At 32.1% G+C, this 26,125-nt stretch carries 20 protein-coding genes; 11 read left to right on the top strand and 9 right to left on the bottom strand.

The features are described from left to right. Nucleotides 1-347: 347 nt before the first annotated feature. A complete protein-coding gene (locus tag ACFWM3_RS15370) occupies nucleotides 348-1,382 on the top strand; it encodes a CotS family spore coat protein (RefSeq protein ID WP_390311957.1) in 1,035 nt (344 codons plus the stop codon). Nucleotides 1,383-1,570: 188 nt separating this feature from the next. Here ACFWM3_RS15370 and ACFWM3_RS15375 read toward each other — a convergent pair whose 3' ends face one another. Genes ACFWM3_RS15375 through ACFWM3_RS15385 form a run of 3 tightly spaced genes read right to left on the bottom strand, consistent with a single transcriptional unit; the run spans nucleotide 1,571 to nucleotide 5,412 of the window. Next, the gene (locus tag ACFWM3_RS15375; RefSeq protein ID WP_390311958.1) at nucleotides 1,571-2,734 is read right to left on the bottom strand and encodes a Ger(x)C family spore germination protein; all 1,164 of its coding nucleotides are present in this window, start codon (nucleotides 2,732-2,734) and stop codon (nucleotides 1,571-1,573) included. Further along, nucleotides 2,721-3,824, bottom strand: coding sequence for a GerAB/ArcD/ProY family transporter (locus ACFWM3_RS15380; protein ID WP_390311959.1), 1,104 nt, complete (start codon nucleotides 3,822-3,824; stop codon nucleotides 2,721-2,723). The genes ACFWM3_RS15375 and ACFWM3_RS15380 overlap by 14 nt, the downstream gene beginning before the upstream one ends. Nucleotides 3,825-3,849: 25 nt before the next feature. Further along, nucleotides 3,850-5,412: a spore germination protein gene (locus ACFWM3_RS15385; RefSeq protein ID WP_390311960.1), complete on the bottom strand. Its 1,563-nt coding sequence runs from the start codon at nucleotides 5,410-5,412 to the stop codon at nucleotides 3,850-3,852. A gap of 402 nt (nucleotides 5,413-5,814) precedes the next feature. Between ACFWM3_RS15385 and ACFWM3_RS15390 the strand changes: the two genes are divergently transcribed. Beyond that, nucleotides 5,815-7,095 (top strand): helix-turn-helix domain-containing protein, encoded by a 1,281-nt coding sequence (locus ACFWM3_RS15390; RefSeq protein ID WP_390311961.1) that lies wholly within the window; start codon nucleotides 5,815-5,817, stop codon nucleotides 7,093-7,095. Between the two features lie 124 nt (nucleotides 7,096-7,219). On the opposite strand, the gene ACFWM3_RS15395 is transcribed toward ACFWM3_RS15390, so the two are convergent. Next, a complete protein-coding gene (locus tag ACFWM3_RS15395; RefSeq protein WP_056473960.1) occupies nucleotides 7,220-8,194 on the bottom strand; it encodes an NAD-dependent epimerase in 975 nt (324 codons plus the stop codon). 294 nt (nucleotides 8,195-8,488) lie between these two features. Between ACFWM3_RS15395 and ACFWM3_RS15400 the strand changes: the two genes are divergently transcribed. The 4 genes from ACFWM3_RS15400 to ACFWM3_RS15415 all read left to right on the top strand — a co-directional run bounded on the left by ACFWM3_RS15400 (nucleotide 8,489) and on the right by ACFWM3_RS15415 (nucleotide 14,037). After that, nucleotides 8,489-9,586 carry a CotS family spore coat protein gene (locus ACFWM3_RS15400; protein WP_390311962.1) on the top strand — a complete coding sequence of 366 codons (1,098 nt, stop codon included), beginning with the start codon at nucleotides 8,489-8,491 and terminating at the stop codon, nucleotides 9,584-9,586. Further along, nucleotides 9,583-11,295 (top strand): glycosyltransferase family 4 protein, encoded by a 1,713-nt coding sequence (locus ACFWM3_RS15405; RefSeq protein WP_390311963.1) that lies wholly within the window; start codon nucleotides 9,583-9,585, stop codon nucleotides 11,293-11,295. Before ACFWM3_RS15400 ends, ACFWM3_RS15405 begins: the two co-directional genes overlap by 4 nt. A 518-nt stretch (nucleotides 11,296-11,813) precedes the next feature. Continuing rightward, a complete protein-coding gene (gene galU / locus ACFWM3_RS15410) occupies nucleotides 11,814-12,725 on the top strand; it encodes a UTP--glucose-1-phosphate uridylyltransferase GalU (RefSeq protein ID WP_390311965.1) in 912 nt (303 codons plus the stop codon). A 1-nt stretch (nucleotide 12,726) separates the two neighbouring features. Beyond that, the gene (locus ACFWM3_RS15415) at nucleotides 12,727-14,037 is read left to right on the top strand and encodes a UDP-glucose dehydrogenase family protein (protein WP_390311966.1); all 1,311 of its coding nucleotides are present in this window, start codon (nucleotides 12,727-12,729) and stop codon (nucleotides 14,035-14,037) included. 55 nt (nucleotides 14,038-14,092) lie between these two features. Here the strand turns inward: ACFWM3_RS15415 and ACFWM3_RS15420 are convergent, their stop codons facing one another. After that, complete coding sequence (locus ACFWM3_RS15420) at nucleotides 14,093-14,875, bottom strand: HipA family kinase (RefSeq protein WP_390311967.1); 783 nt, start codon at nucleotides 14,873-14,875, stop codon at nucleotides 14,093-14,095. Beyond that, nucleotides 14,868-15,977, bottom strand: a complete 1,110-nt coding sequence (locus ACFWM3_RS15425) for a glycosyltransferase family 4 protein (protein WP_390311968.1) — start codon at nucleotides 15,975-15,977, stop codon at nucleotides 14,868-14,870. Before ACFWM3_RS15425 ends, ACFWM3_RS15420 begins: the two co-directional genes overlap by 8 nt. A gap of 362 nt (nucleotides 15,978-16,339) precedes the next feature. Here ACFWM3_RS15425 and ACFWM3_RS15430 point away from each other — a divergent pair, with 362 nt between their 5' ends. From ACFWM3_RS15430 to menC, 4 genes are read left to right on the top strand one after another with little or no spacing between them, the layout of a single operon-like run. Beyond that, entirely contained in the window at nucleotides 16,340-17,194 is an 855-nt protein-coding gene (locus tag ACFWM3_RS15430; protein ID WP_390311969.1) for a MurR/RpiR family transcriptional regulator, read from the top strand. A 24-nt stretch (nucleotides 17,195-17,218) separates the two neighbouring features. Continuing rightward, nucleotides 17,219-18,355, top strand: a complete 1,137-nt coding sequence (locus ACFWM3_RS15435) for an amidohydrolase (protein WP_390311970.1) — start codon at nucleotides 17,219-17,221, stop codon at nucleotides 18,353-18,355. A gap of 13 nt (nucleotides 18,356-18,368) precedes the next feature. Then, a complete protein-coding gene (locus ACFWM3_RS15440; protein WP_390311971.1) occupies nucleotides 18,369-19,211 on the top strand; it encodes a GNAT family N-acetyltransferase in 843 nt (280 codons plus the stop codon). A gap of 25 nt (nucleotides 19,212-19,236) precedes the next feature. Then, complete coding sequence (gene menC / locus ACFWM3_RS15445) at nucleotides 19,237-20,352, top strand: o-succinylbenzoate synthase (protein ID WP_390311972.1); 1,116 nt, start codon at nucleotides 19,237-19,239, stop codon at nucleotides 20,350-20,352. 343 nt (nucleotides 20,353-20,695) lie between these two features. Here the strand turns inward: menC and ACFWM3_RS15450 are convergent, their stop codons facing one another. The 3 genes from ACFWM3_RS15450 to ACFWM3_RS15460 are packed head-to-tail and all read right to left on the bottom strand — an operon-like array spanning nucleotide 20,696 to nucleotide 24,057. Beyond that, complete coding sequence (locus ACFWM3_RS15450) at nucleotides 20,696-21,889, bottom strand: hypothetical protein (RefSeq protein WP_390311973.1); 1,194 nt, start codon at nucleotides 21,887-21,889, stop codon at nucleotides 20,696-20,698. Between the two features lie 17 nt (nucleotides 21,890-21,906). Next, nucleotides 21,907-23,106: a DUF58 domain-containing protein gene (locus ACFWM3_RS15455; protein ID WP_390311974.1), complete on the bottom strand. Its 1,200-nt coding sequence runs from the start codon at nucleotides 23,104-23,106 to the stop codon at nucleotides 21,907-21,909. Then, entirely contained in the window at nucleotides 23,107-24,057 is a 951-nt protein-coding gene (locus ACFWM3_RS15460; RefSeq protein ID WP_390311976.1) for an AAA family ATPase, read from the bottom strand. Nucleotides 24,058-24,455: 398 nt separating this feature from the next. Here ACFWM3_RS15460 and ACFWM3_RS15465 point away from each other — a divergent pair, with 398 nt between their 5' ends. Beyond that, nucleotides 24,456-25,628, top strand: coding sequence for a CapA family protein (locus tag ACFWM3_RS15465; RefSeq protein WP_390311977.1), 1,173 nt, complete (start codon nucleotides 24,456-24,458; stop codon nucleotides 25,626-25,628). Nucleotides 25,629-26,125: the final 497 nt, after the last annotated feature.

Below are 26,125 nucleotides of genomic sequence, written 5' to 3' on the forward strand. Positions count from 1 at the left end.
AAATCAACCCCGTACATCCCCCTTTACGATAATTGGGTATACATGACAATATTACTTTTTATTTGTACACGTTTAATAAGTGCTTAAAAAGCATCAATTATAATCATCAATTATTATTTCAAAAAGCATTTAAACACTTAAGAAAATATTGAATTTTTGTTGTAATTTATTAGGAATTTAAAAGTAAACTGTAATAGAAAGTAACTAATTAAAGATTGAGTAAAGAATGTAAGACTTTATTAGTAGAAAATAATTTACTTCCTAATTTATTTAGTAGATTAGCCGTCTCTAAACATGTACATATTCATAGATTAACAATGGATAAGTATTATTTGGGAGGTATCGTTTTGGAAGCTTTTTTTAGTGATTTAGTAAAAAAAGTAATTGCAAATTACCCTTTAGAAGTAAAACATGAATCTTTAGAATACATTGATGAAAAAAAAGCTGAGTGGCCCATTGATACAACTATCGGAGAAGTATTATTGAAAAAAGTTTTAATTGATGAAAGATATATTGAATTTATGATCTACGCAATTGACCATCTTAGAGATAATGGCGTATTTACACCAGAGGTATTAACAACTAAATTAGGTGACGGTTTTGTAAGGATGAAAGATGAATATTTTATGTTATTTGAAGTTGTTAATGGAAGGAGACCAAATTTTGAGAGTGAAGAAGATCTCATAGTGATAATGAACGGTATAGCTTCTTTTCATAAGGCTTCAATCGGTATTGAATTAACGAATGAACAATACACATCATTTCAAACAAAGTGGAAAAATGATTTACAAACTAAATTTATAAAATTAACTAAATGGAAAGAAGAACGAGCTAAGGTTAAGCATCCAAATGAGATCGATAAGCTGTATTTAAAAAATATAAATACCATTTTAATACAATGTGAGAAAGCATTAGCTATTATAGATAAATATAGTATGACTTGCGAAAAGGGAGCAATAAATAAAACATTATGTTATCAGAACTTTGATGTAAAAAATCTTACAATTGGAGAAGACGGAAATTTATATTTCTTAGATATGGGTTCATTAAAAATCGAGTTACAGATTCATGATATGAGAAGAATTTTAAATAAGGTAATGAAAAAAGAAAAAAATTGGAATCCAAAGTTAATGAAGAAAATGATCCTCGCATATCAGGAAATCAATCCGTTAACTTGTAATCATTACCAGTTGCTAAAAGCTGATTTAATATTCCCTCATTTATTTTATGATGTATTTTCGGAACAATACGAAAATACGGAACTATGGGTTGATGCTAATCTAGTTTCAAAAATGAAAAAAATAATTACATTAGAATTAAGTAAAGAAAGAATAGTTTCTACATTCTTCTTACAAACAAAAGAAACATTAAATGATCAATAAAACCAACTTATTAAATAAGCTCAAATCCAGTTGAATTATGGATTCGAGCTTTCTTTTTTTGCACATTAAGAAATTATAAATTGGCAGTGGAGAAGTAAACTCGACGTAGTTGCCAATTTTAGGAACTAAGTATAAGTGCAACTACGCCTCTGTCTTCGCCTGAAGGCTTACCAATCGGCGAGTTTTCTTTATTTCTTTTTTTTCTTTCCAATCATTCCATAGTCTCGGATCGTAATATGAACATCGTAGTTTATTTTAGCTTTACTAAATCGTTCATCCCAATTCTTACTCATTTTTTTCCATTTTTTTGGGTATTGAATTCTTACTTCGTTTCCAAATCCAGCAACATCTGTTTTATATTCATTTTGAAGTTTATTTGTTACATTTTCTACTATTTTTGTAACTTCTTCTTCAGTTGCTTTTTCGATTCTATTAACATTTTTCTCTTCAAATACAGGTTTTAATTTAGGATTCCAATATTCTGCAATTCTACCTTCAGACTCAATTCTTACGTCAAAAGAGATTTTGTCACCTTTTATATGAGGTGTAACCTTTTTTTTCATCGATTCAATTTGAAACCAAGTCGGACCATCGGATTTTTTTTTGTAAGCCTTAACTGCACCGCCTTTCCCCCCTGCAGTGATCCAATTAATTCCTTCTACTTCTTGTGTATTTAAGGTACCAATCATTTTATTTTTCTTACCATTAAAAATTGCACCACCTGAAAACTTAACGCCTTTATCTGAAGGTTCTAATAATTGTAGGAGAAAGCTAGAGCCAGAGTTCATTAATCCACCTATTCTAATTAACGGTGTTTTACTAACAATTTCTGAAGTAGATGCTTGGTTTGCAATTTCAACAATTCTTAATGCAGGGATGATATTTTTTTCTTTTGTTTCTAACGCTTGGTTGGCTTTGCCTTTTGCTATAAAAATTAACGTACTCCCACGAATATCAATATCGCGAAAATATAAATCAGTAAGCTCACGTAGGTTTATTTCTCTAGCAAGTTCTTCACTAATGACAACACATTTTTGATGCGCTCCAAATATATATCCTTCCCTACTTAAAGTTGTTTCCCATCCAGAAGGTTCTAACGAAATACCTTCTCCGATTACATTTATATAGGGTTTTTCTGGATTAACCCCACCTGATTTTGTAGTCATTGCCTCAGGGACTGCATATTGTAGCGTGGATTTTATTTTTCCGTCAGCATCCTTATCTAAACTAGAGCCTAATATAATATTTAAGTCCTCGATGGGTTTACTACTCCAGCATCCCGATAATAAAAGTATGAGACTTATATTAAAAGCTGAACTTATTAAAATCCTCTTATATCTACATTTTCTCATTTAATTTTTTCCTCACAAAAGAAATTACGAGTAGGAGAAGAGGGACGATCCCGAATAAATAAAAAGCAGTATTTCCGATTGTATCACCCAGTGCAAAAGTTTGATTTATATCTTTAGGAATCATTGCAATGATGTAAATAAATGGTAATGTACCAAAGAGAAACGGTTTTATACTTTTTTTATTTAAAATTTGAGCCATTCCCAGGCTACAAATATAATATGCAATGATAAATGTAGCAAAAATTTGCATAATCCAAATAACTAGAAGTAATGAGTCAAATCTTTCTACAATTAGACCTTGTATATCGTAACTGCGAATATAAGTAAGTACGGGCCAAGTTTGCAATAAAACACCGTCTACTGAAAAAGCACCGACTACAGCAACAACCGTAATCGTATAAAAAACAAATGGAATACCTATTCCGAACATAATTGTTTTAGATATTTTCGTTTTATCCTTCATAAACATAAAAATAAATAAAATTACTTCAAATCCTGAAAAAGAAAGTGAAGTTGTTTTGAGTCCATTAAGAACAGGCTTAATACCATTACCTAGTACAGGACGTAAGTTATCAATTTCAATAATTCCTATTCCTAAAAAAATAACTAATAGAAAGAAAAATACAGTGATAGGAAAAATAATTTCCAAAATTCTGGCGACTGAGTTAATCCCACCTAGAACTAGATATAAGCCAACCCACAAAAAGGGAATTAGAATAGCCCAATTAGGAGTACCTTGAAGTAAAAACAATCTAGTCGTTTCTGCCATTACCCGAACCTCTAAAGCTGAAAGGAAAATATAATAAATAATGATAATAATACTTAATGAAATTCCTAGCCATTTACCAATTATCTTTTGAGAGAATTGAAAATATGTTTCGTTTGGATATTGTTTACACAGCATAACTAATAAAAAGACTAAAAGGGTAATAAGTAAGCCAGATATAATAACTGAAATCCAACCATCTGGCGTTCTTACTTTGTCAGTAATCGTTCTTGGTAATATTAAAATACCTGCACCAAAAATAAAATTTACGATAAGCATCACAGTTTGATTTGTCGATATTTGATCAATAGGCTTTGAAACCATAAACTAGTACTCCTCCTTTCTCATACTATTTCATCCTTCTAGTTCGTTTAGCTTGAATACTTTTAGGTCGTTTTTTCATCATAAATAAAGGAGCTCTTATGACGAAATCCTTCCAATCACTAAATCGAACTGGAGCAGCAGGACTTAGGTAAGGAACACCAAAGCTTTTGAGTTGAACTAAATGACTACATATTAATAGAAAAAATAAAATGACTCCATATAAACCAAAAACACTCGCAAAAAGCATGGATAAAAAACGAAGCAAACGAAGGGCAATTCCTACATTATATTGTGGTAACGTAAATGAGGAGATTGCCGTTACAGCAACGACAATAACCATAATTGTACTGACAATACCTGCTTCAACTGCGGCTTGACCAATAATCAATCCTCCAACAATTCCTAAAGATTGCCCAATCGGTTTTGGTAAACGAAGTCCGGCTTCCCTTAATACTTCGATCGAGATTTCCATTATTAGTGCTTCAATTAACGGAGGAAATGGCACTCCACCTCTAGTGGCTGCTATATGAAATACTAATTTTGTCGGAATTAAGCCTTGATGAAACGAAATAAATGCAATGTATAAAGATGGAGCAAATAAAGCAATAAAACATGCAAGATATCGTAATAATCGAACTAAAGTAGCTGCAAACCATCTTTCATAATAATCCTCAGGAGATTGTATTAACATCTGAAAAGTTACAGGAGCAATTAGCACAAATGGTGAACCATCTAAAATAATGGCAACCCGCCCTTCCATTAATGCACTCATAACTCGATCAGGTCGTTCGGTACTTTGAATCTGAGGAAAAGGACTTAAATAATCATCTTCTATTAATTGTTCGATATAACCAGAATCGGGAACGCTATCAATTTCAATTCTTTTTATTCGTTTTTTTACTTCTTCTATAATCTTTGAATCCGCAATAGTAGAGATGTAAGCTATAACTAATTGTTTTTTTGAAACTTCTCCGACTTCATAGCCTAACATTGTTAAATCTGGATTTTTTCCGGAGCGTCTTAACATGGCTGTATTATCAGCTAAATTTTCAACAAAGCCAAGTCTTGGACCACGAACAAGTGCCTCAGAATCAGGTTCTTTTACTTCTCTAGTTTTTGTTAATGCTTCTCCTATCAAAAAACATTCAGAAATACCATCTATTAACAAAGCAATTGAACCAAATAGAACATCTGATTTTAATTTTTTATAAGTACTGACCTCTTCAATTGTACAAACAGTGAGTGATTGCTCTTTAATAAATCTTTTCATGTCTTTTAGATTTAGAGATTGTCCATTATTTCTTAGATTGATGGCGATCTCAGTGAGTCCCGTCATTAATTCGCCCAGAATATGCACTTGAATTAAGTCTGCATTAGATAAGCCATCAATAAAAATGATTGCTAGCTTAGTATCTGTTTCACCTAATAGAAATTCTCTAAATTTAACATCAGCATTTTGTCCAATTTCATTAAATATCCTAGACAGGTTTTCTTGGAGTTCACTGGACAAATTCTCATTACTATTTTGTGATTCATTATTTAGAGATGCCACATTTTCTTGATTAATTTTGGATCTCCACCGTTTCATTTAAATCACTCTTTCTCCATATAATGAACCCATTTGAAAAATTTTGATAAACCTACAGGAACGATAAAGGTAACAAAAGCTTGAATGAAAATGGGATATTCAGGTATTAATGAAATAATCTTTTTCAACATTTAATCATCCTCAGGTAAAATTTTAATAAATGATAAAGGTATTATTTCCCATTATAGGAAAAGCATGCAGAAGGGGATAAAACAGCTTTTAAATAATTAATTAATTTTAATTAAATAATTGAATATTTCCTATTTTAAAAAAACTGCAAAATAGTATAATAAACCTATTAGAATATGTGTGATAATACCTAGTTGTCCATTTTTTTATCTAGACAAAAGGTTGGAAACGAAAAATTGAAATAAATTATTACCAAGTATGAGAGGAAAGCCGATGAATCAGATACTTCTATATGATTTTCTTACATTAATGAATGACAAAAATTGGAATAAAGCTGATTTGGCTAAATACTCTGGGATCCATATTAGTGATATTAGTAGAGTATTTAATAATAAAAAGCCATTATCTTTGCATTATTTAGATGCAATTACAGAAGCGTTCGGTTTGGCAGAAGGACATTTTTACTCGATCTATACACAATTATGCTTTAATCAGAATCGATATTTAGATAAACGAAGAAGTGTAGCATTTATTTATAAATGTGCAATAAAGGGATTTAAAAAAGAGTTAAACTTTATCATTTCTGAAATGTTAGAGGAAAAATCTAAGACAATACGGACAAAAAATTTACAAAATTTATTTGAGATTGCTGAAAAGTTATTTGCTGAAGGGAAAGAGAAAGAGGCTTTACCTTTATATGAAATCATTATTCATCACATGCCAGATCAAACAGCAGAAGAAGTCGCTATTAGTTATTTTAGAAAGTACTATTTAAATAGACTAACAGAGGAAGGACCAGCTACTCTTGTCCATGTACTTGAGTATGTAAGTTATATGCCAGATGATTTTCAGGAATTAACAATTTTGTGGATTACGGCTACTTACTATATGTTAAAACAATGGGACAAGGTCCTCCATTATTCAAAACGATTAGAAAAAATGGCAAAGAATCAAAAACATTTTGGATATGCATTAGTATACCAAGGCTTCGCTTTAAATAGGTTAAGTAATTCAATAGATGAAGTGCTTGAAATAATAAAGAAATATAAAAAGATTAATGATTTTTTTGAAGAGGCTGCGATCGGTAATCGTTATGTTACATTCCTTGATTTTGGTGAGTTACATTATGTTGATGAATACTATGATTGGATAAAAGATCGAGATGATTTATATGTAGGTATTCCGAGAATTATAGAATCCTATGTAAAATTAGGTAGATTAGAAGATGCTTTAGTTTTAATCAATCAGAATGAAAAAGTAATTAATGAAATGGCATATAGTACAAACTTGTATAAACAACAATTGTATTTGGATTTCTGTTACGCACAATCACTTTTGAAATGTGAAAATAAGCAATATATTGAAGGACTAAATGATTTAATAAAGGTAGCTAGAAAAGTTAAAAATGTAGGTGTAATTGAAAAATTTAAACAATGCTTATTATCAATTTGGCACTATAGAGAACATTTAACAGATCAATTAAATGAAGATTATATTCAAATGTTAAGTGAGGATCGGAACCAGTCGAATAATTTATATGCAGTGAGCCCTTAAACTGGGCTTCTTTTTTGTCATTAAACAGCAATAGCTGAAAATTATTTTTAGATTAGACAAATAAACCACAAGGAATATTAATCCTTGTGGTTATTTTCATTTGTAACTTTATTTACATAAGTTATTAGTCGATCTTTTTATACTCCTTAAACCATTTAACGAATTTAGCAATACCGTCCTCGATCGAAGTAGTTGGACTATACTGAATGTCATTTACGAGTTGATCAATATCGGCATATGTTTCAAGTACTTCTCCTGTAACCATCGGCAATAATCGGATATTTGCCTTTATGCCAAGTTCCTTTTCTATAACTTCAATAAAATAGTTTAATTTCACTGGGCTATTGTTACCAATATTATAAAGTTTATAAAACGAGGAAGATTCATTTGGTGGTCCATTTTTAATGATTCTTACAATTGATTCAACTACATCATCAATATAAGTAAAATCTCGTTTCATATTTCCATAATTATAAACATCTATTGGTTGTCCGTTAGTAATTGAATTAGCAAATTTATATAATGCCATATCTGGTCTACCCCATGGTCCATAGACCGTAAAAAAACGCAATCCAGTAGTAGGTAGATTAAACGTATGACTATATGAATATGCCATTAATTCATTTGATTTTTTTGTGGCTGCATATAAACTAATTGGTTGGTCAACTCGATCATTAATTGAAGAGGGAGTTTTTTTATTATTTCCATAAACAGAACTAGAAGAGGCATATATGAGGTGTTTAATTTGATGATTTTTACAACACTCTAATATATTGGCAAAACCTACAAGGTTTGATTGGATATATGACCCTGGATTTTCTAAACTATATCTCACCCCAGCCTGTGCTGCTAGATTAATGACTAGATCGAAATTATATTGTGCGAATAGCTCTTCTAATAGTTCCATTTCATGAATTGAGCCATTTATGAAACTAAAATGCTCGTATTTCTTTAAAAGTTCCAATCTATCATATTTTAGACGTCTGTCATAGTAATCATTAATATTATCAATTCCAATGATCTGAAAACCTTGATCTAATAGGCGCTTGCTTAGATGAAATCCAATAAATCCGGCACATCCGGTAATAAAGATGCGCATAGTATTAGCTTTTTTAATGTTAAAAACCTCCTTATCTAACAAGAGTTGGAATATCATATGTTAGAGAAAACGACAAAGTTCGAATACATTTATAAATATGTATATAACTAGTTTAGGGAAAATACTTTTTTAATAGAATACACATATACCCTCACAATACTTGGACAAAATCATATTATTACATTAGGTCTTAATACACTTAGAGCAATAAGAGTAGATAAGCAATGATTTATTACATTTCATGAAAAAGAAATGTGAATTTTTTTATGGGCTCTAAAAAGTAGGAGGGAGAAATTGAATAATATAATAATTGAGCCATGGATTGTCGATGAGCTTATTCATGATGAATTCTATGTGCCCGAATATATTGAAAAAATTGGTCTTGAAGTACTTAAATTCTATGACCTTCAAGTAAATAGCATGCAAGTAATTACGACGAAAGCTGACAAAGGCGGAGCGATTTGGAAAATTGAAACAAACGATGGTCCAAAAAGTTTTAAGCTTTTACACAGAAGACCAACTAGAAGTATGTTTAGTTTAGGGGCTCAGAAGTATTTAGTTGAGGTTCAACAGGCTAGAGTTCCAAGCATTGTTCGAACTAGAGATGGCGAAGAATATGTAGAAGCTGGTGGAAAGCTATGGTTCGTTGCAGAATGGATTGAAGAGTTGGCTCCAGTTTCTAAAGACTTAGAAGGTGCTAAGCAGTTATGTTATGCTCTTGGTGAGTTTCATCGTTTAAGTAAAGGTTATGTACCACCGATTCAAGCAGAAATTGCATCAAGACTGCACAAATGGCCTAAAAGTTATGAAAAAGTATATAACAAAATGAATTGGTTTAGAACAATTGCCTTGGCTTATGATGAAATGCCTGCTAGTCAGGATTTATTAAATGTAGTAGATGTATTTCAAGAACAAGCAAGAAAGAGTATGGAAGACCTAAACAATTCGGGTTACTTTACTATGGTGAATGAAGGAAATGCAAGTTGGGGCTTAGTTCACCAAGATTACGGATGGTCAAATGGTCAAATGGGTCCAAATGGAATGTGGATCATTGATCTAGATGGAGTTGCATATGATTTGCCAATTCGTGATCTTAGAAAACTGATATCTGGTACAATGTCCGATTTATTCGCTTGGGATGCTACATGGGTAAGGGAAATGATTAACGCATATCACGAAGCAAATCCAATTTCTAAAGAATTATATGAAGTATTAATGATTGATTTTACAATGCCAAATGAATTTTATAAAAACATTAAAGAAGTACTTTATGAACCAGAATTATTTTTAGGTGAACCGACTAAACAATTAATTCAATCAATCGTTGACTTAGAGCAGTCAAAGTGGGCAACATTGAATGAGGTTCGCAACGACTGGAGTGGAAAAGAATGAAAATATTAATGGTATGTACAGAAAACCTACCAGTACCTCCAGTTTTAGGTGGTGCGATTCAGACTTATATTGCAGGAAGTTTACCTTATTTAAGTAAAGTACACGATATAACAGTATTAGGTGTTAATGATCCATCATTACCAGATGAAGAAACAATTGACGGTGTAAATTATGTACGTGTGCCAGGTAAAGTATTAGAACTATACCGAGAAGGCGTAGTTCAATACATTAAAGGAAATCAATTTGATTTAATCCACATTTTTAACAGACCACGTCTTGTCCTTCCGATTAGAAAAGTAGCACCAAATTCAAAAATCACTTTAAGTATGCATAATGATATGTTTAATATTGGGAAAATCGCTGTTGATGAAGCGAATTTAGTATTAGAAGAAGTTTCAAGTATCGTTACAGTAAGTGATTATGTAGGAAATGTAATTCGTGAACTTTATCCTCAAAGTGCAAATAAAATCAGAACGATCTACTCAGGTGTTGATTCTGACCGTTTCTTACCTGGTAATGATCCTAAAATGATTAGTACAAGAGACACACTTAGAAAAGAATTTGGTTTAGAAAATAAAACGGTTATTTTATTTGCAGGAAGACTTTCAGAAAACAAAGGTGTAGACCGTCTAATAAGAGCATTGCCAACACTTTCAAAAACCTTCAAGGATTTAGCTTTAGTCATCGTAGGAAGCAATTGGTTTAGTCAAAATAATGTTACAGACTATGTAGCATATATTCGTGCAATCGCCAAAAAGCAAGATGTGCCGATTATTACAACAGGGTTTGTATCACCTTTTGAAATTCACAACTGGTTTGCAGTAGCAGATTTATTTGTATGTACTTCATTATGGCAAGAGCCTCTTGCAAGGGTTCACTATGAAGCGATGGCAGCTGGACTTCCAATTGTAACAACTGCTCGAGGTGGTAATCCTGAAGTCATTATACCAGGTGAGAATGGATTAATCGTAGAAAATCCAGTGGATCCAGATGAATTCGCTACCAAAATCACAGAAATATTATCAAACAAAACGCTTATGAAGAATATGGGAATAAAAGGTAGAGAACTTGCAGTTACTAAGTATTTATGGAGTCGTGTAGCAAATGAAATTCTATCTACATGGAGCCAAACTGAATATGCTTCATCTATTTCACCAGAACTATTAGAACAATATGAGCCTCAAAAATTATTTAAAACTGCAGTACAAAATTCACAGTTGAATGTAGCTAATAATAGTGTATCTGAAGTAAACGAACAATCGACGACAGAAATTATTGAAGTAAACGAACAACCGACGACAGAAATCATTGAAGTAATCGAACCAACTGTAGAAATAAAACCAACTACTGAATCAATAGTAGAAGTACCAAAACCAGTAACTCAGTCCGAAATCAATTCTATTGGAGAAATGCTAGAAATCTTAGTAGAGAAAGCAAAATCAGTTCCTAAAGAAAATGTAGTCACAAAAGTAACGGAAGAATTTTCAGTTAATACGAATCCAAGAGTATTAAGACGAATTAGAAGAGTAACTGATCAGGTCGTAAATAATGCAAGCTCATATTCAAACCTAAACGAAAGACCATATGCAAATGAAGTAAGTAGAGTAGAAAATAGGGCTAACAATCTATCTAATAATGTTAAATCAGAACCATTTAGATTAAAGAAAATTCCTAGCGTAACTGAAGTGCATAGAAACAGATATCGATAAAAAATCATATTTTTGAGGAATATGTCTAAATAAAAAGAGGCCGTCTCATCAGTTTAAATACTTTTGAGATAGCCTTTTTTAGTTTGGAAATTATTTATTGATGAGGGGTTTCAGACGAGAGCGGTTTATACAACTAACACTTTGTAATAACACAGCTTAATGAAGGTTAAATTGGCTAAATTAACGCCAAAACGACGTAATGAATGTCTCAGTGTGTCAATTCCATAAACGACAAAATTGGCCAAATTACAGCTAAATATACATCATGGATTCAATCATACAAAACTAGTTCAAATAACACGGAAAGTCTTTTATATAGATTATTTTGGTGCATGAATACCTACAAATATTTCTTTTTAATAGAATGGTTTATTAGTGTTCTAAAATAAATAAATATGTAGGCTAAAAAAGCTAGTTTTTAAGTCAGAAACTTTCTAAACATAATAGGTATATATGGTGACAAGTCCTCCGTTATTTACATATAAAGTATAATGAACAAATGTTTGGAGGCAAGTTAAATGAAAATCCGCAAGGCTATAATTCCCGCTGCTGGTCTCGGGACTCGGTTTTTGCCGGCAACAAAAGCGTTGCCAAAAGAAATGTTACCTATAGTTGATAAACCAACTATTCAATATATCGTTGAAGAAGCCGTAGCTTCAGGAATTGAAGAAATTATTATTATTAGTGGTAGAGGCAAACGAGCAATTGAGGATCATTTTGATAAATCATATGAATTAGAAGAATCATTATCTCGAAAAAACAAGCTAACTGTTTTGGAAGAAATGCAGAAAATATCCAATATGGTGAAAATCTTCTATGTGCGTCAAAAGGAACCGAAAGGATTAGGCGATGCAATATTATGTGCTAAGAGTTTTATAGGAGATGAACCATTTGCTGTTTTGTTAGGAGATGACATAGTAATGTCTACAACACCTTGCTTACAGCAAATTATTAATGTTTACGAGAAATATAATGCCCCGGTTATTGCTGTTCAGAATGTTCCTGATGAAGAAGTAAGTAAATATGGCGTTATTAAACAAAAGGACAGTACTTACGATACAAATACAAATCTATTCCAAGTTGAGTGTCTAGTGGAAAAACCAAAATTGAAAGATGCCCCATCAAATTATGCAATTATGGGAAGATACATTCTTACTCCAGAGATTTTTGATGTTTTAGAAACAATTTCTGTGGGACAAGGCTGTGAATTACAATTAACAGATGCGATTAATGAATTAAATAAAAATCAATTTGTCTTAGCATATAATTTCGAAGGTAAACGATATGATATCGGAAATAAAATCGGATTTATAATGGCTACAATTGATTTTGCGATTAATAGAGAAGATATAAAAGATGAGGTAATTGAATTTTTAAATGAGGTCATATCTGATCATGCTCTAAATATGAAGAATCAGGAAGTGGATTGACTTGAAAATTTCGATATTAGGTACGGGCTATGTAGGTTTAACAACAGGAGTCTGTTTAGCAGAGATTGGTCACTCAGTAACTTGTATTGATATAAATGAACTTAAAATAAAAAATTTGTGTGCAGGTATTTCTCCTATTTATGAACCAGGAATTGAAGAGTTAATCACTAATAATATTAAGTTAGGAAAATTATCTTTCACAACCTCATATGATAAAGGGTTAGAAGATGCTAAGGTTATTATCATTGCAGTAGGTACCCCTCAAAGAGAAGATGGGGCGGCAAATTTATCCTATCTTGAGGGAGCAGCGATTGATATCGCGAAAAATATTAAACAAGACGTAATTATTGCGATAAAAAGTACTGTTCCAGTTGGAACGAATGAAGTAGTAAAGGAAATTATTCAACAAAATTGCAGTAAAGATATTGTAATTGACGTTGTTTCCAATCCAGAGTTTCTAAGACAAGGCTCCGCAATTAAAGATACGATGGAAGCAGATCGAATCATTATCGGTAGCAATCATCAAGAGTCTGCTAGAATTGTTGAAGAACTGTATAAACCATTAAATGTACCAATCTTGATTACTAGTATTCGAAGTGCAGAAATGATTAAATACGCATCCAATGCATTTTTAGCTAGCAAAATCAGTTATATAAACGAAATTGCAAATCTTTGCGAAGCACTCGGTGCAAATGTAGAAGATGTAGCAAAAGGAATGGGCAAAGATAAACGAATCGGTGAAGCGTTTTTATATGCTGGAATAGGTTATGGTGGCTCTTGTTTCCCAAAGGATGTTAAAGCATTATTGCATACAGCTGAGTTAAATGGGATTGAATTTGGTTTTTTAAAGGAAACTATTTCGATTAATAATTTTCAACGTGAATTGCTCGTAAAAAAAGCTATTGAACGATTTGGTATATTAAAAGGGAAAAAGATTGCATGTCTAGGATTATCTTTTAAACCAGATACAGACGATATGAGAGAAGCACCTTCTATTAATATCATAAATTCTCTAACAGAATTAGGGGCAGAGGTCATTGCATATGACCCTGTTGCAATTGAAAACGCAAAAAAAATACTAGGTAGCAATTTAACGTTCGCTAGTTCAATAAATGAATGTGTAACGGATACAGATGCAATTTTTATTGTTACTGAGTGGAGAGAATTTAGAGAACTTGACTTGCCTAGCATTTTAACTAAAATGAAGAATCCAATTATTTTTGACGGAAGAAACTGTCTATTGGAAGACAGAATAAGAGATTGTGAGAAAATAGAATATTACCCAGTTGGTAAACCGTCCATCATTCGATAGCATAATAAAAATAAAAAAACGACTTTCAAACTAATTTGAAGTCGTTTTTATTATTCTACTCATTTTCTTCATGTAATGGACGGTAGATCGTTTTGACGAATTTATGTTTAAGATAAGGGAGAATTTTTTTTCTACGATTTACTAATCTGCCGACAATTGCCTTTTTGTCTTCCTTTGATATTAACCAATCATCAGGAATGACTTCTACAATTTCTTCTAAAAGCAGAACCGGGAATCTTTGGATGATCTGCAGTTGTTCATTAAATTCTTCTTCACTATTTATAAATTTGGACATGAATTGATGAGTGGAGCTTTTCATAATATTTTGAGGCAATGTTTCTAACTCTGAAATTAACCAGCTGTAAGAACCAAATGCTTCAGCATGGTCAATGATCCAAAGTTTAAATTGGTCTAAACTTTCTTCGCGAAGTAAAATGTTTTTTCGAGTCCGATCTCCATTACACAGCCAATAATCGAATAAAATGATGCCAGCAAGCTGATTGTTATTCAAAATATTAGGAACCGATCCGACTTGATGACCATTTAACGTTTCAGGTACATATAAAGAAATAAACTGAAACTTTGAATTCTGAACATCTTCTGGTTCTATATCCGGTATTGTTTTTGAAAATTCTTCAGGAATAGAAACGATTTGAGCAAAAGGAACCGGTAAATCTAAAAATCTAGCAATGCAATAGGCAACCCATTCGTTCGGTAATGTTTTCTCAAATCCGGATCTAAAATATTTCACAACATAATCTCTACCATCACTAAATGTAATTAAATGAGCATTTGATTTTCCTTCTAGTTTTTTAATATAGGAAACTGGTTCAATCATTTTGAATCACATCACTATTTTTGCCTTGACCAAATTTAAGAAGATATTCGCGATAAATATCTGCCACTTTATGGATCGCAAAATTTTCTTCAACATGTTTGATAGCATTCTGTGATAGCTTTTCATGAAATTTCTTATTATCTACGATTGAATATATTTTTTTAACAGCATCTTGAACATCATGTCCTCTAAAAAGCATACCTGTTTCACCTTGAAGAACGATTTCTGAAATAGGCACTATATTAGAAGCAACAACTGGAACGCCACATGCCATAGACTCAATAAAAGTATTCCCAAATGATTCTACTTTTGTAGTTGCGATTGTACAACCACCTGATTGAAGTACTTTAGCATATACATGGGGCATTTGTTGATAAGGAATAACCGGAAACCATTTAATCATATCGGTTAGACCTTCTTCCTTCCAAGTTAATGCAAAGTCCTCTCGCTGAACACTTTGAGCTCCTCCAATTAACCAAATTTCAATATCCGACCGTTCACTTTTTATCAATTTTGCAACTTCGATTAACATTGGCCAGTTTTTTCGTTTATCCACTCGACCGATACAGCACACAATTTTTTTATTGTTTGGAAGGATTGGATTATTTTCGTATACGATTTCATCTTGAGCTAATGGATGGAAAAATGATGTGTCAACACCATTGTAGATTACTTTAATGGGGATATTATCTGTTAAGATGGAAACTAATCTTTTTTGAAAATTTGATGGAACAATAATAGAAACAGGTTCAATGGATCTAAATTTCTTTAAATGAGGTTGTAGTTTAATAAGCTCGGGCGTACGTGCTTCTACAATAACTGGACCTTTATATTGAGCTTTTTGTAACCACTTATACGCTGATCCCGTATCTACTACAATAATTGCGTCATATGCATTGTTTTTAATGATATCAATAATTTCGTTTTCGTCCTTCGTTAAATAGACAGGTGCAATATCTTCCATTATGTGTAATCCACCATGATCTGTTGTGTATAGAAACTCAGTATCAATTCCAAACTTTTTAAAATAAATTGAACGATTCCTCCAGCCAGCATTTACTCCACCAACTGTTAAGAGACGCCAGATGATTAAGACTTTCAAATTTTCCCCTCCTTGGTTTTAGGGTATACAAATAACCTTTTTACTTATTTGAAAACTAATTGTATACACGATTACGGCTTTTGACCGGATTCAAATTTTGAATAGTAGTCCTATTTTAGTTAATTCAAATTGAGGTAAATTGTAAGGGCAATTAACTACAAACTACAAATATTTATATGGTTAAAAGCAGAAAAATAGTTAGGAAATTACATTATATTTTTTATGGTCTTTTCGTGTTTCTTTACTTCTATTTTTCCTTGCTCCTGATTTAGGGATATGATAATGTATAAGAAAAAGAAGTATTAACTGCAACTTTTAAAATAAGTGAAGGATAAACTTCATCGTTGGAAGGATTAAAAATAATGGAGCGACCTAATTTTAAATTGTTAGTTAAGGAAAAATTTTCTCAATTATCACCAGGCCAAAAAAAAGTAGCGACTTATATGATTGAAAATCTTGAAGAGTGTGCCTTTAAAACTGCTTATCAAATTGGAAAAAAAGCTGATGTAAGTGAAACAACGGTCATTCGTCTTTCATATGCACTCGAATTTGAAGGCTTCAGTAATATGCAATTATGTGTTCAAAATGAGTTTCTTCATTTAAATAAAGCCGATTATATAAAAGAAAAAGAAGAGATAAAAAATGTAGAAGGTCAAAATACTTTTACAAAAATTATCGAAAATGAAGTCAATATTTTAAGAAACTTATTACAACCTTCGAATATTAAGGAAATTTCAAAAGCTGTAGAAGCAATTACCTGTGCGGATCAAGTGTTAATTGTTGGTCATCGTGTATCTCATATAGCTGCGTATTGGTTTTCGAATACGTTGAGCTCAATTAGAGGAAACGTAATGTATTGTTCTCCAGCAGGAGACTTTTATGAAAAGTTTTGTAATTTAACAGAAAAATCGGTTGTTGTTGCATTTTCTTTTCCAAGGTATGCAAAGGAAACACTAACAATTGCAGAATGTACGAAAGAAAATGGAGTAAGTTTAATTTCGGTTACTGATCGATTATTATCACCAATTGGTCGAATTGCAGATATTGTTCTAACTACAGAAGAGAACGTGGAAAGTGGTTCTAACTCAATCGCATCAGTTATTAGTCTATTAAATTTAGTGATTGCTGGATTATATGAAAAAGACAAAAAAAGAATTCAGATGTATCAACAAAAATTGGAAAAAATTTATTCTTCCTATGAAGTATTTATTGAATAGAAAAAACAGTTAGGAGCATATCTTATGAATCCACAATCTTATCTAGATCAAAACAAAGAAAATATTTTAAACACTTACAGGGATTTACATAAGCTAGCTGAGCCTAGTTGGCAAGAAGAAAAAACAGCAAAGTATTTAAGAGAACGACTGAATGGTGCAGATGTTGAGATTAAAACGTTTAAAAAACATTTTGGCTTTATTGCTGAACTTAAGGGACAAAAAGATACAGTTGTAGCGCTAAGAGCTGATATGGATGCACTAGTTCAAGAAGTTGACGGTGTTGTAATGGCAAATCACTCATGCGGTCATGATGCTCATAGTACGATGGTTTTATATGCAGCGTTGGCCATTTCTGCAAGTGGGATAAAGCCAAAACATACAATTCGATTTATCTTCCAGCCAGCCGAAGAAAAGGGTGAAGGAGCCCTTCAAATGATGGAAGATGGTGCATTAGACAATGTTATTTCATTGTTTGGCGTACACTTAAGACCAGAAAGAGAAGTACCTTTTCAAAAGGCATCTCCTGTGATCATACATGGTTCGGCTGAAACGATTAAAGGTACAATTCGAGGAATTCAAGCACATGCATCAAGGCCACAAGATGGTATTAATGCAATTGAAGTAGCTGCGGAAATAGTAAATAAATTAAAGCAAATCAATTTAAATACAGATATCCCTCATTCAATTAAAATGACTCAAATTCAAACTGAAAATGAAGCATCAAATACGATACCGGAAACAGTAAAATTTTCACTTGATGTTAGAGCGCAAACGAATGACATTATGAATCAATTAAACGCACGTACAGTTGAGGTTTTTGAGGAAACGATGATTGAATCAAAAGCTAAGATTTCGTGGTCTATGGAAGAATTTGTTCCAGCGGCCATACAAAACGAGCAGGCAATAAAAATTACCGAAAGAGCCATTACTGAAATAATCGGACATGAAAACGTAGTGCCTGAGTGTATATCAAATGGTGGTGAGGACTTCCATTTCTATACAAATAAATATCCTGAAATCGCTGCTACAATGGTCGGTTTAGGTTGTGGATTAACGCCAGGGTTGCATCATCCTCATATGAGTTTTAATTTAGAAGCACTTCATTATGGAGCGAAAATTTTAACTCAAACAGTTTTATTAGCATCAGAACAAGACCAATGAAGAGGTGAATGACATGATGAACAAACTGAATCAATCTGAAGTTAATTCTGGGATTAAAATCCGTTCCCTTCATTCAATAGAAGAAATGGAGCAGGTGCGAAAATTAGAATCTAAAATTTGGGGTTTTGAGGATTCGATTCCTACGCATCAAACAATTACAGCTGCAAAAAATGGTGGCTTAGTTTTAGGTGCATTTTTTGAAGGGAAAATGGTTGGATTTCAATATAGTTTTCCTGGATATGATGGACAAAATGTATATCTTTGTTCACATATGCTTGGAATTGACCAAGAGTTTCGTAATAAAGGGATTGGAAAATTGCTTAAAATTGCCCAGCGAGAAGAAGCTATTAAACTCGGCTATAAATTGATTACTTGGACTTATGATCCATTAGAAACCGCAAATGGCTATTTAAATATTTCTAAGTTAGGTGGAGTTTGTAATACGTATATTGAAAACTGCTATGGAGAAATGGAAGACTTACTAAATAGTGGAATTCCATCAGACCGTTTTCTAGTTGAATGGTATATTGCAAAAGGGGAAAAGGAAAAAGAGAATTTAAGACCATTTGAATTAGATGAAGCAGTTAAAAATTCTCTTATTAAATGGCAAGAAAATAATGACGGAATACCAGTGCCGATTCAAAACGATTCCGCTGTGTTTAACGATTTAGCCTTTGTTGCAGTACCAAAAGATTTCCGAACAATGAGAGAAACGAATATAAAAGTTGCAAGCCAGTGGCGAATGCTTACTAGAGAGTCCTTTAAAAAATTATTTCAAAGCGGATGGAAAGTTATTGGATTTTATAAGAATTCAGAAACGGAAATGCCAGTTCATTTTTATGTACTGAACAAATAGAAAAGTAATAAAGGAGAGTTCGGAAATGAAAATTAATAAAGTAATATTACGCCATATGAAGCTAGATTTATTGCATCCATTTACAACGAGTTTTGGAACTGAATATGACCGTGAGTTCATTCTATTAGAAGCGATCAGCGAAGACGGTATATCAGGTTGGGCTGAATCTGTTGCAATGCTTGATCCACTATATAATGAAGAAACTGTAAAAACAAACTGGCATATTCTAGAAGATTATCTAATTCCAATCGTTTTAAATAATGATATTAACCATCCAGACGAACTTTCCGAAAAGTATTTCTCACATATTCGTGGGAACTATATGGCCAAAGCTGCCATCGAAGGCGCAATTTGGGATCTTTATGCTAAACAAGAAAATATTTCACTTTCAACTGCGTTAGGTGGAACGAAAAAGGAAATCGAAGTAGGAGTAAGCATTGGGATTCAAGATTCAATCGATTCAACAATTAAAATCATCGAAAACCGACTTGAAGAAGGCTATAAAAGATTTAAATTAAAAATTAAACCAGGCTGGGATCTTGAACTGATCGATAAAGTGCGAAAAGTTTATCCAACTATTCCCTTAATGGCGGATGCGAATTCAGCATACACATTATCTGATATGGACCAATTAATTGCATTAGATGACTATAATTTAATGATGATCGAACAACCACTTGCATACAACGATATAATCGATCACGCAGATTTACAAGAAAGAATGAAAACTCCAATCTGTTTAGACGAAAGTATTCACTCACTAGAGGATGCTAGAAAAGCACTAAAACTAGGAAGCTGTAAAATTATTAATATTAAAATTGGTCGAGTTGGAGGACTAACTCAATCAAGAAAAATACATGATCTATGCCAAGAAAATGGAATTCCATTATGGTGCGGTGGAATGCTAGAATCAGGAATCGGAAGAGCCCATAATATTGCAATCACATCATTACCTAACTTCATTCTACCCGGAGACACAGCAGCATCTGCATTATACTGGGCTGAAGATATTATCGAACCAGAAGTAACCGTAGAAAACGGAATGATCACCGTACCAACCAAACCAGGCATCGGGTACGACCCACATATGCAAAATATTGAAAAATATACAATCAGTACGAAAGTTTACAATAAGAATTAAATACAATGAGGAGAAAACACAAACCTAGTCAAGTGAATGGATTGTGTTTTTTTCTTGGATCATGTTTAGTTTTGAACGATTCTCACTCAATTTATAGTTATTTCTACTATTTTTTGAATCTGATAAACTATTTCATCATGATGCCAAGCTTTATTTGCAGTTTTCATTGTTTTAATTGCAGATCTGGTTATTTTAATTGCAGTAATGATATTTTTAATTGCACTTGAACCGATTTAATTGCAGTAATGGCAAATTTAATTGCAATTAAACAGATTTATTTGAAGTCTCAACCTTTTGAACAACGTGAAAACCCAAACCTAAGTACAGGGTTTGGGTATCATATTTATTCTTTATCTTCTTCCTTATTTTTGCTTTTAATCCGATCCTTAATCCTTTTCACTTGTTCTTCGTAATTCTCAAAATCCTTTATTTCAGCTTTACCATAACGTACTGAATTATATGCATTGATTAGGTCATCATCATACGGTATTTGAATTCGCTCCAACCACTCTTTTAATGTTTCATTTTGGTGTCGACCCATTTTGTATTTAGATGCATATTTTTGAAGTTGGAAGATTAGTTTTCTGATTTGCTCTGTTGGGGCAGAGTGTTTGAAAAATCGTCTTTTTTTCCTCTTGTGTTCTGGTATTGCATAAGATTCAATACTGATTTCATCTTGGACAGTATGTTTGTTATTGCGTATATAAGAAAGCTTTCTTATGATTAGCCAAATTACGATTAAAACGATCATCAGTAATATTAACCATACCCAAGTAGGAGTCGACTCTAAAATATAATGGTGATTCCGGATGTTTTGTGGAAGTTTATCTTCTGCACTTGAATTTTGACTTAGCTTATTTTTTTTCTCTTTAATTGTGATGTGATCTACATAGTTAAACAAAGGAGTTCCTAAAATACCAACTGCTCTAAATAAACCGTCTAGTAATTTAAAAATCCCCCACTTTAAGATCGGTAAGATTAACGATATGATTCCAGTAAGTAGGGCTGCTATACTAATAGATCCTATAATTCCTCGATAGTTTTTAATGGTTTGTGTAGTGACTGCTTGTTGAAAGTATCTACCTAAACTAAATAGAATTGTAAAAATGATGATGATCCATAATATCAAGTTCATATAAGAATAATGTGAAGTCCAGCCAAAAAAGACGACTACCAAACTTGTTAAATAAAAAATAATTTGTAATCTATGTCGTTCTTCGATCCATAACGAAGTGTCTTTAAGAAAAGCCTCAAGTCGAAAATAGATAAAGCTAGCACATAAAATAGATGCAACAGAATTTAAGCCAAGAGTGTAACTGATTCCTCCAGAAATAATGGCTGCTAGAAATGGAATAACTCGTGATACTTGAGACTTTCGTATTGAGTAAAGTAAAAATAGATTTCCAATCATAAAAATACAAATGAACGCCAAAGTAGGTGGCAGTTGATTTTTTGATTCATATAAGAATAAAACGATTAAATAGAGTAATAGATATTCTAATGAAAAAAAGTATGTAGCAAGTAAGCGTAAAATCATTGCATGATCCTTTCGACTTAATGTTGTCCAAATGGAACAAGTGTTGGACTTTCTAAATCATCTTGTAGATAATAGATGCTTTGGCCACGTTTTCGCATTTGAGCGAAATATCGATCTCCATGCTTACCGAACGGGCCACATAAAATAACAACAGGAGATTTTCGTTGTTGCTTTTCTACGTAATGCAGTAATCTATCAATCGGCTGTGTCATTCTTGCGCCATTAATTCGAGCAAGAATTTCATAAGTTTTACTTAATTGAGATTTACCACCATCAATAGGTAAATGATAAACAGGAACTCCACTTTCCATGTTCAAATTTAGAAATATTTCATAATTTATATTTTTTATTGCAGCATATTGAACTATATAGGCAATATTACTAGCAATTGATTCGATGTTATCAATTATACTTAATCTAAAATTATCATGATGAGGTTTTCGTAAATTTATAATAAATGTAATTGAATAATCGGCAGTTCGTTCATAAATTTTCGTTTGAAGTACTTGAGTTTTAGCACTAGCCTTCCAATGGATTCGATGAAATGAGTCTGAATACACATAGTCTCTCGTTCCAATCGGAGCTAGAAAATCTTCAAACATACTATTATTTGTTACAAAGCTGCCATATGAGCTAGTTGAAATGATTTGGTCAATTTGAGGTACAGGAATTAAAGTAGGATAAATAATAATTTCTTTATATAAAAATGGTTTATAGGTTATATAGATATAGCCTAAACTGAAAAAATTTGAAATTTTTAATTCTACTTGTTTAATTCTAGTAACACCACGTTTAGTAGCTGAAAGCGGTAAATTAATCTGGATCGTTTCGTTACCTTTTAGTTGAATAGGGATCATTATTTCTAAATTTGAATCGTTACTAACAGTCTTAAAATTTATACTATCTACTATTGGTTCTAATTTTATTCGAACTGTTGCGTTAATAATTGGTAACCAATGATTCTGCGTTATCTTTATAGGTAAATTAAAATGTTCCCCGACTGTAACTCGAATGGGTTCCTTGTCGTTTTCGATGAACAGGTGATCAGAAATATGTTTTAAATAGTATCGACTCATCAAACTAATGATTATTAAAAATCCCCCTAAAAACATTACTAAATAGGTAGATTGAAAGAAATTAATGATTAAAAATATGACCCCAAAAATAATTAGTATATCAAGTGAATTTTTACCATGTATTTCTTTATGCCAAGTCATTTATTGACCAGCCCCAGCTTCTACAGGAACTTCAACATCATTTAAAACTGATTCAATAATTTGTATAGAGTTTTTCTTTAAGGATGCTTCAAGGGTCAAGACTAATCTGTGTGAGAGGAGATAAATCGCAACATCCTTCACATCTTGTGGGGTGACAAATGACCTATTGTTTATATATGCTTTACCTTGTGAAGCTCTCATTAGTGCCAATGTACCTCGTGGACTAATACCAAGTTGAATATCTTCATGATTTCTCGTTGAATGAATTATATTTAAAATATAATCCTCTACTTCATCCGAAATTGTAACAGTCTTCACCTGTTCTTTCATTTCATCAATTTCTTCTAAAGTTAGTACATTTTTTAAATTCGAAAATGGGGTATTAGAACGATATGACTTCATAATGCTTTTTTCTTCTTCAAATGTAGGGTATTCCAAACTAATTTGCATAAAAAATCGATCCATTTGTGCTTCAGGTAACGGGAACGTACCTTGTTGTGATTCAATTGGATTTTGAGTTGCGATAACAATAAACGGATTTGGAAGAGGAATAGTTTCTCCATCGATTGTTACCTGGCGTTCTTCCATTACTTCTAATAAACTAGCTTGGGTTCTAGGTGTAGCACGATTAATCTCATCTGCTAATAAAATATTCGTCATAACAGGACCAATTCGAAGTTGAAAGTCTTGTTCTTTTGGATGAAAGAATTGAATACCTGTTACATCACTAGGTAATAAATCCGGAGTAAATTGAATTCTTTTAAACGATCCATTAATCGTTTTGGCAAAGCTTTTAGCTAATTGTGTCTTTCCAGTACCAGGGACACTTTCTAATAGAATATGCCCATTATTAATGAGAGCGATGAAAATCATTTCAACGACATCCTCTTTACCAATGATCACGTTACTTATCTCTTTCTTTAATTGTAATAACTTTTCTGATCTATTCATTGTTCTCTCCTTATCTTTCAAAACGTTTTAAGAATTATTAAATATGAATTTGTGTTCTATTTAAAAATCAAAAAATGTTGATCATGCTATTATTTTAATAGTTTAACATTAGTAAAGTCCAATAATTCTCAATTTTTAAAATCTATTAAATTAAACGATTGATATTGATTGATATTTCTAAATAAACACTGTAAAATATATTGCTTGTTTGTTAAAAAATGGAAATAATTTAAAAGGAGTACAGTCGGAAACGTCAGTGATCGACGAAAGTTTTAAGGATCTTAAAGAGTATTAAATGATGATAAGGATTAAAATATTAATAGATAAAGGTTCGGATTGTTTTGTCATTCTCTATACTATGCATTCCAATGAACCTCCCTTTAACAGGAGAGAAAAAGATGAAAAAATTAATTGTAATATTAGTAACTTGTTTTTTTGCTTTACTTTGTGGGTGTACAAGAAATAATCAAGAGGATCACAATGTAAAAGATAATAAACGAAATACAGAACAGGTTAAAGAGCAGAAAGAACCGATAAAAAAAATAAGTCAGGATGTTTCAAAGGTAACCGTTGGTGCCGTGGGGGACCTATTAATTCATAATGAAGTTTATGAAGATGCTATGCTTCCGAATGGTGTATATAACTTTAATAAAATGTTTGATGAAGTTAGAAAAACGATGGAAAAGCCAGATATTTTAGTAGCGAATCAAGAAACGATGATTGGTGGAAAGCAATTCGGATTATCTACATATCCAGCGTTTAATAGTCCATATGAAGTAGGAGATGCACTCAAAGGGGCTGGGGTGGATTTTGTAACACTGGCCAATAATCATTCGCTTGATCGAGGTGAAAAAATTATACGAAGTGCGATTTCCCATTGGGACGCTATTCATATGCCATATACAGGTGCTTTTATATCACAAGCAGATCATGACCAAATTAGAGTGATAAATAAAAATAATATTCGATTTTCATTTCTTGCATACACATTTGGTACAAATGGGATTCCCGTCCCTAAAGGAAAAGATTATTTAGTAAATTTGATTGACCTTGGCAAAATACGTAGTGATGTTGAGCGGGCAAAGAAAATATCAGATGTTGTAGTAGTTGCTATGCATTGGGGTGTTGAATATGAAAGAATGCCGAACAATACCCAAAAGAATCTTGCCAAACAATTGGCTGATATGGGAGTTCAAATTATTATTGGAAATCATCCTCACGTCCTGCAACCGCCGGCATGGATCACTGGAAAAATGGGGAATAAAACAATTGTCTTTTACTCATTAGGAAATTTCTTATCAGCTCAAGATGAAATATATGAGTTAATTGGTGGAATGGGTACAATTGATGTGGTTAAAACTCAAACTGATCAAAATGTAAAAATTGAATTAGCAAATCCAAGCTTTTTTCCAACTTATAATTACTATCGTGATAATCGTAATTTTAAAATTATGTCTTTGGAAAATATTAACGATGTCAATCTAAAAAATGGCAAAATGAGATACAACGAAATAATGAACCATATGCGAACAAATATTAAGGATTTAAAAAGTATTCCTGAGGTTCAATAGAATTTAATGTTGGATATATATTGATCTTATAATAACAAGAAACTATAGTAATTGTTTATACTTAAGATGTTAAACATATTAAGAGTTAATTTATAGAAAAACAAGTTCAAATGATTATTATAATAATATGTTCGATCTTAATTGACCAACAAACTGATAAATAAATAACTATTTGGATACTCTTAGTAAAGGCTATTTGATTAGGTTTTATTGCAGACTTTTTTTGATGAACAAGTTGATTGGAACGAAAGGTGTGCTGAATCCTATGGGATATGCGGGAAGGCTAAAGAATCTCGCCCCATGGAAAGCGAGCATCCTGTAGTGGAAATCAACATCACTCTACTCCTTTTACGAAAACTTGGTAATTTAATTGACAAGGTAGTTTTTCAACACGTGAAAGCTTGTTTTTACAAGCTTTTTTTATTGTTTATTAATTAAATAAGAGTATTACTCACAAACTATTTTCTAACTGTAATGGAAATCAACTATTCTTCTTT

The organism is Gottfriedia sp. NPDC058432 (assembly GCF_042721555.1).
GTDB lineage: Bacteria > Bacillota > Bacilli > Bacillales > Bacillaceae_G > Gottfriedia.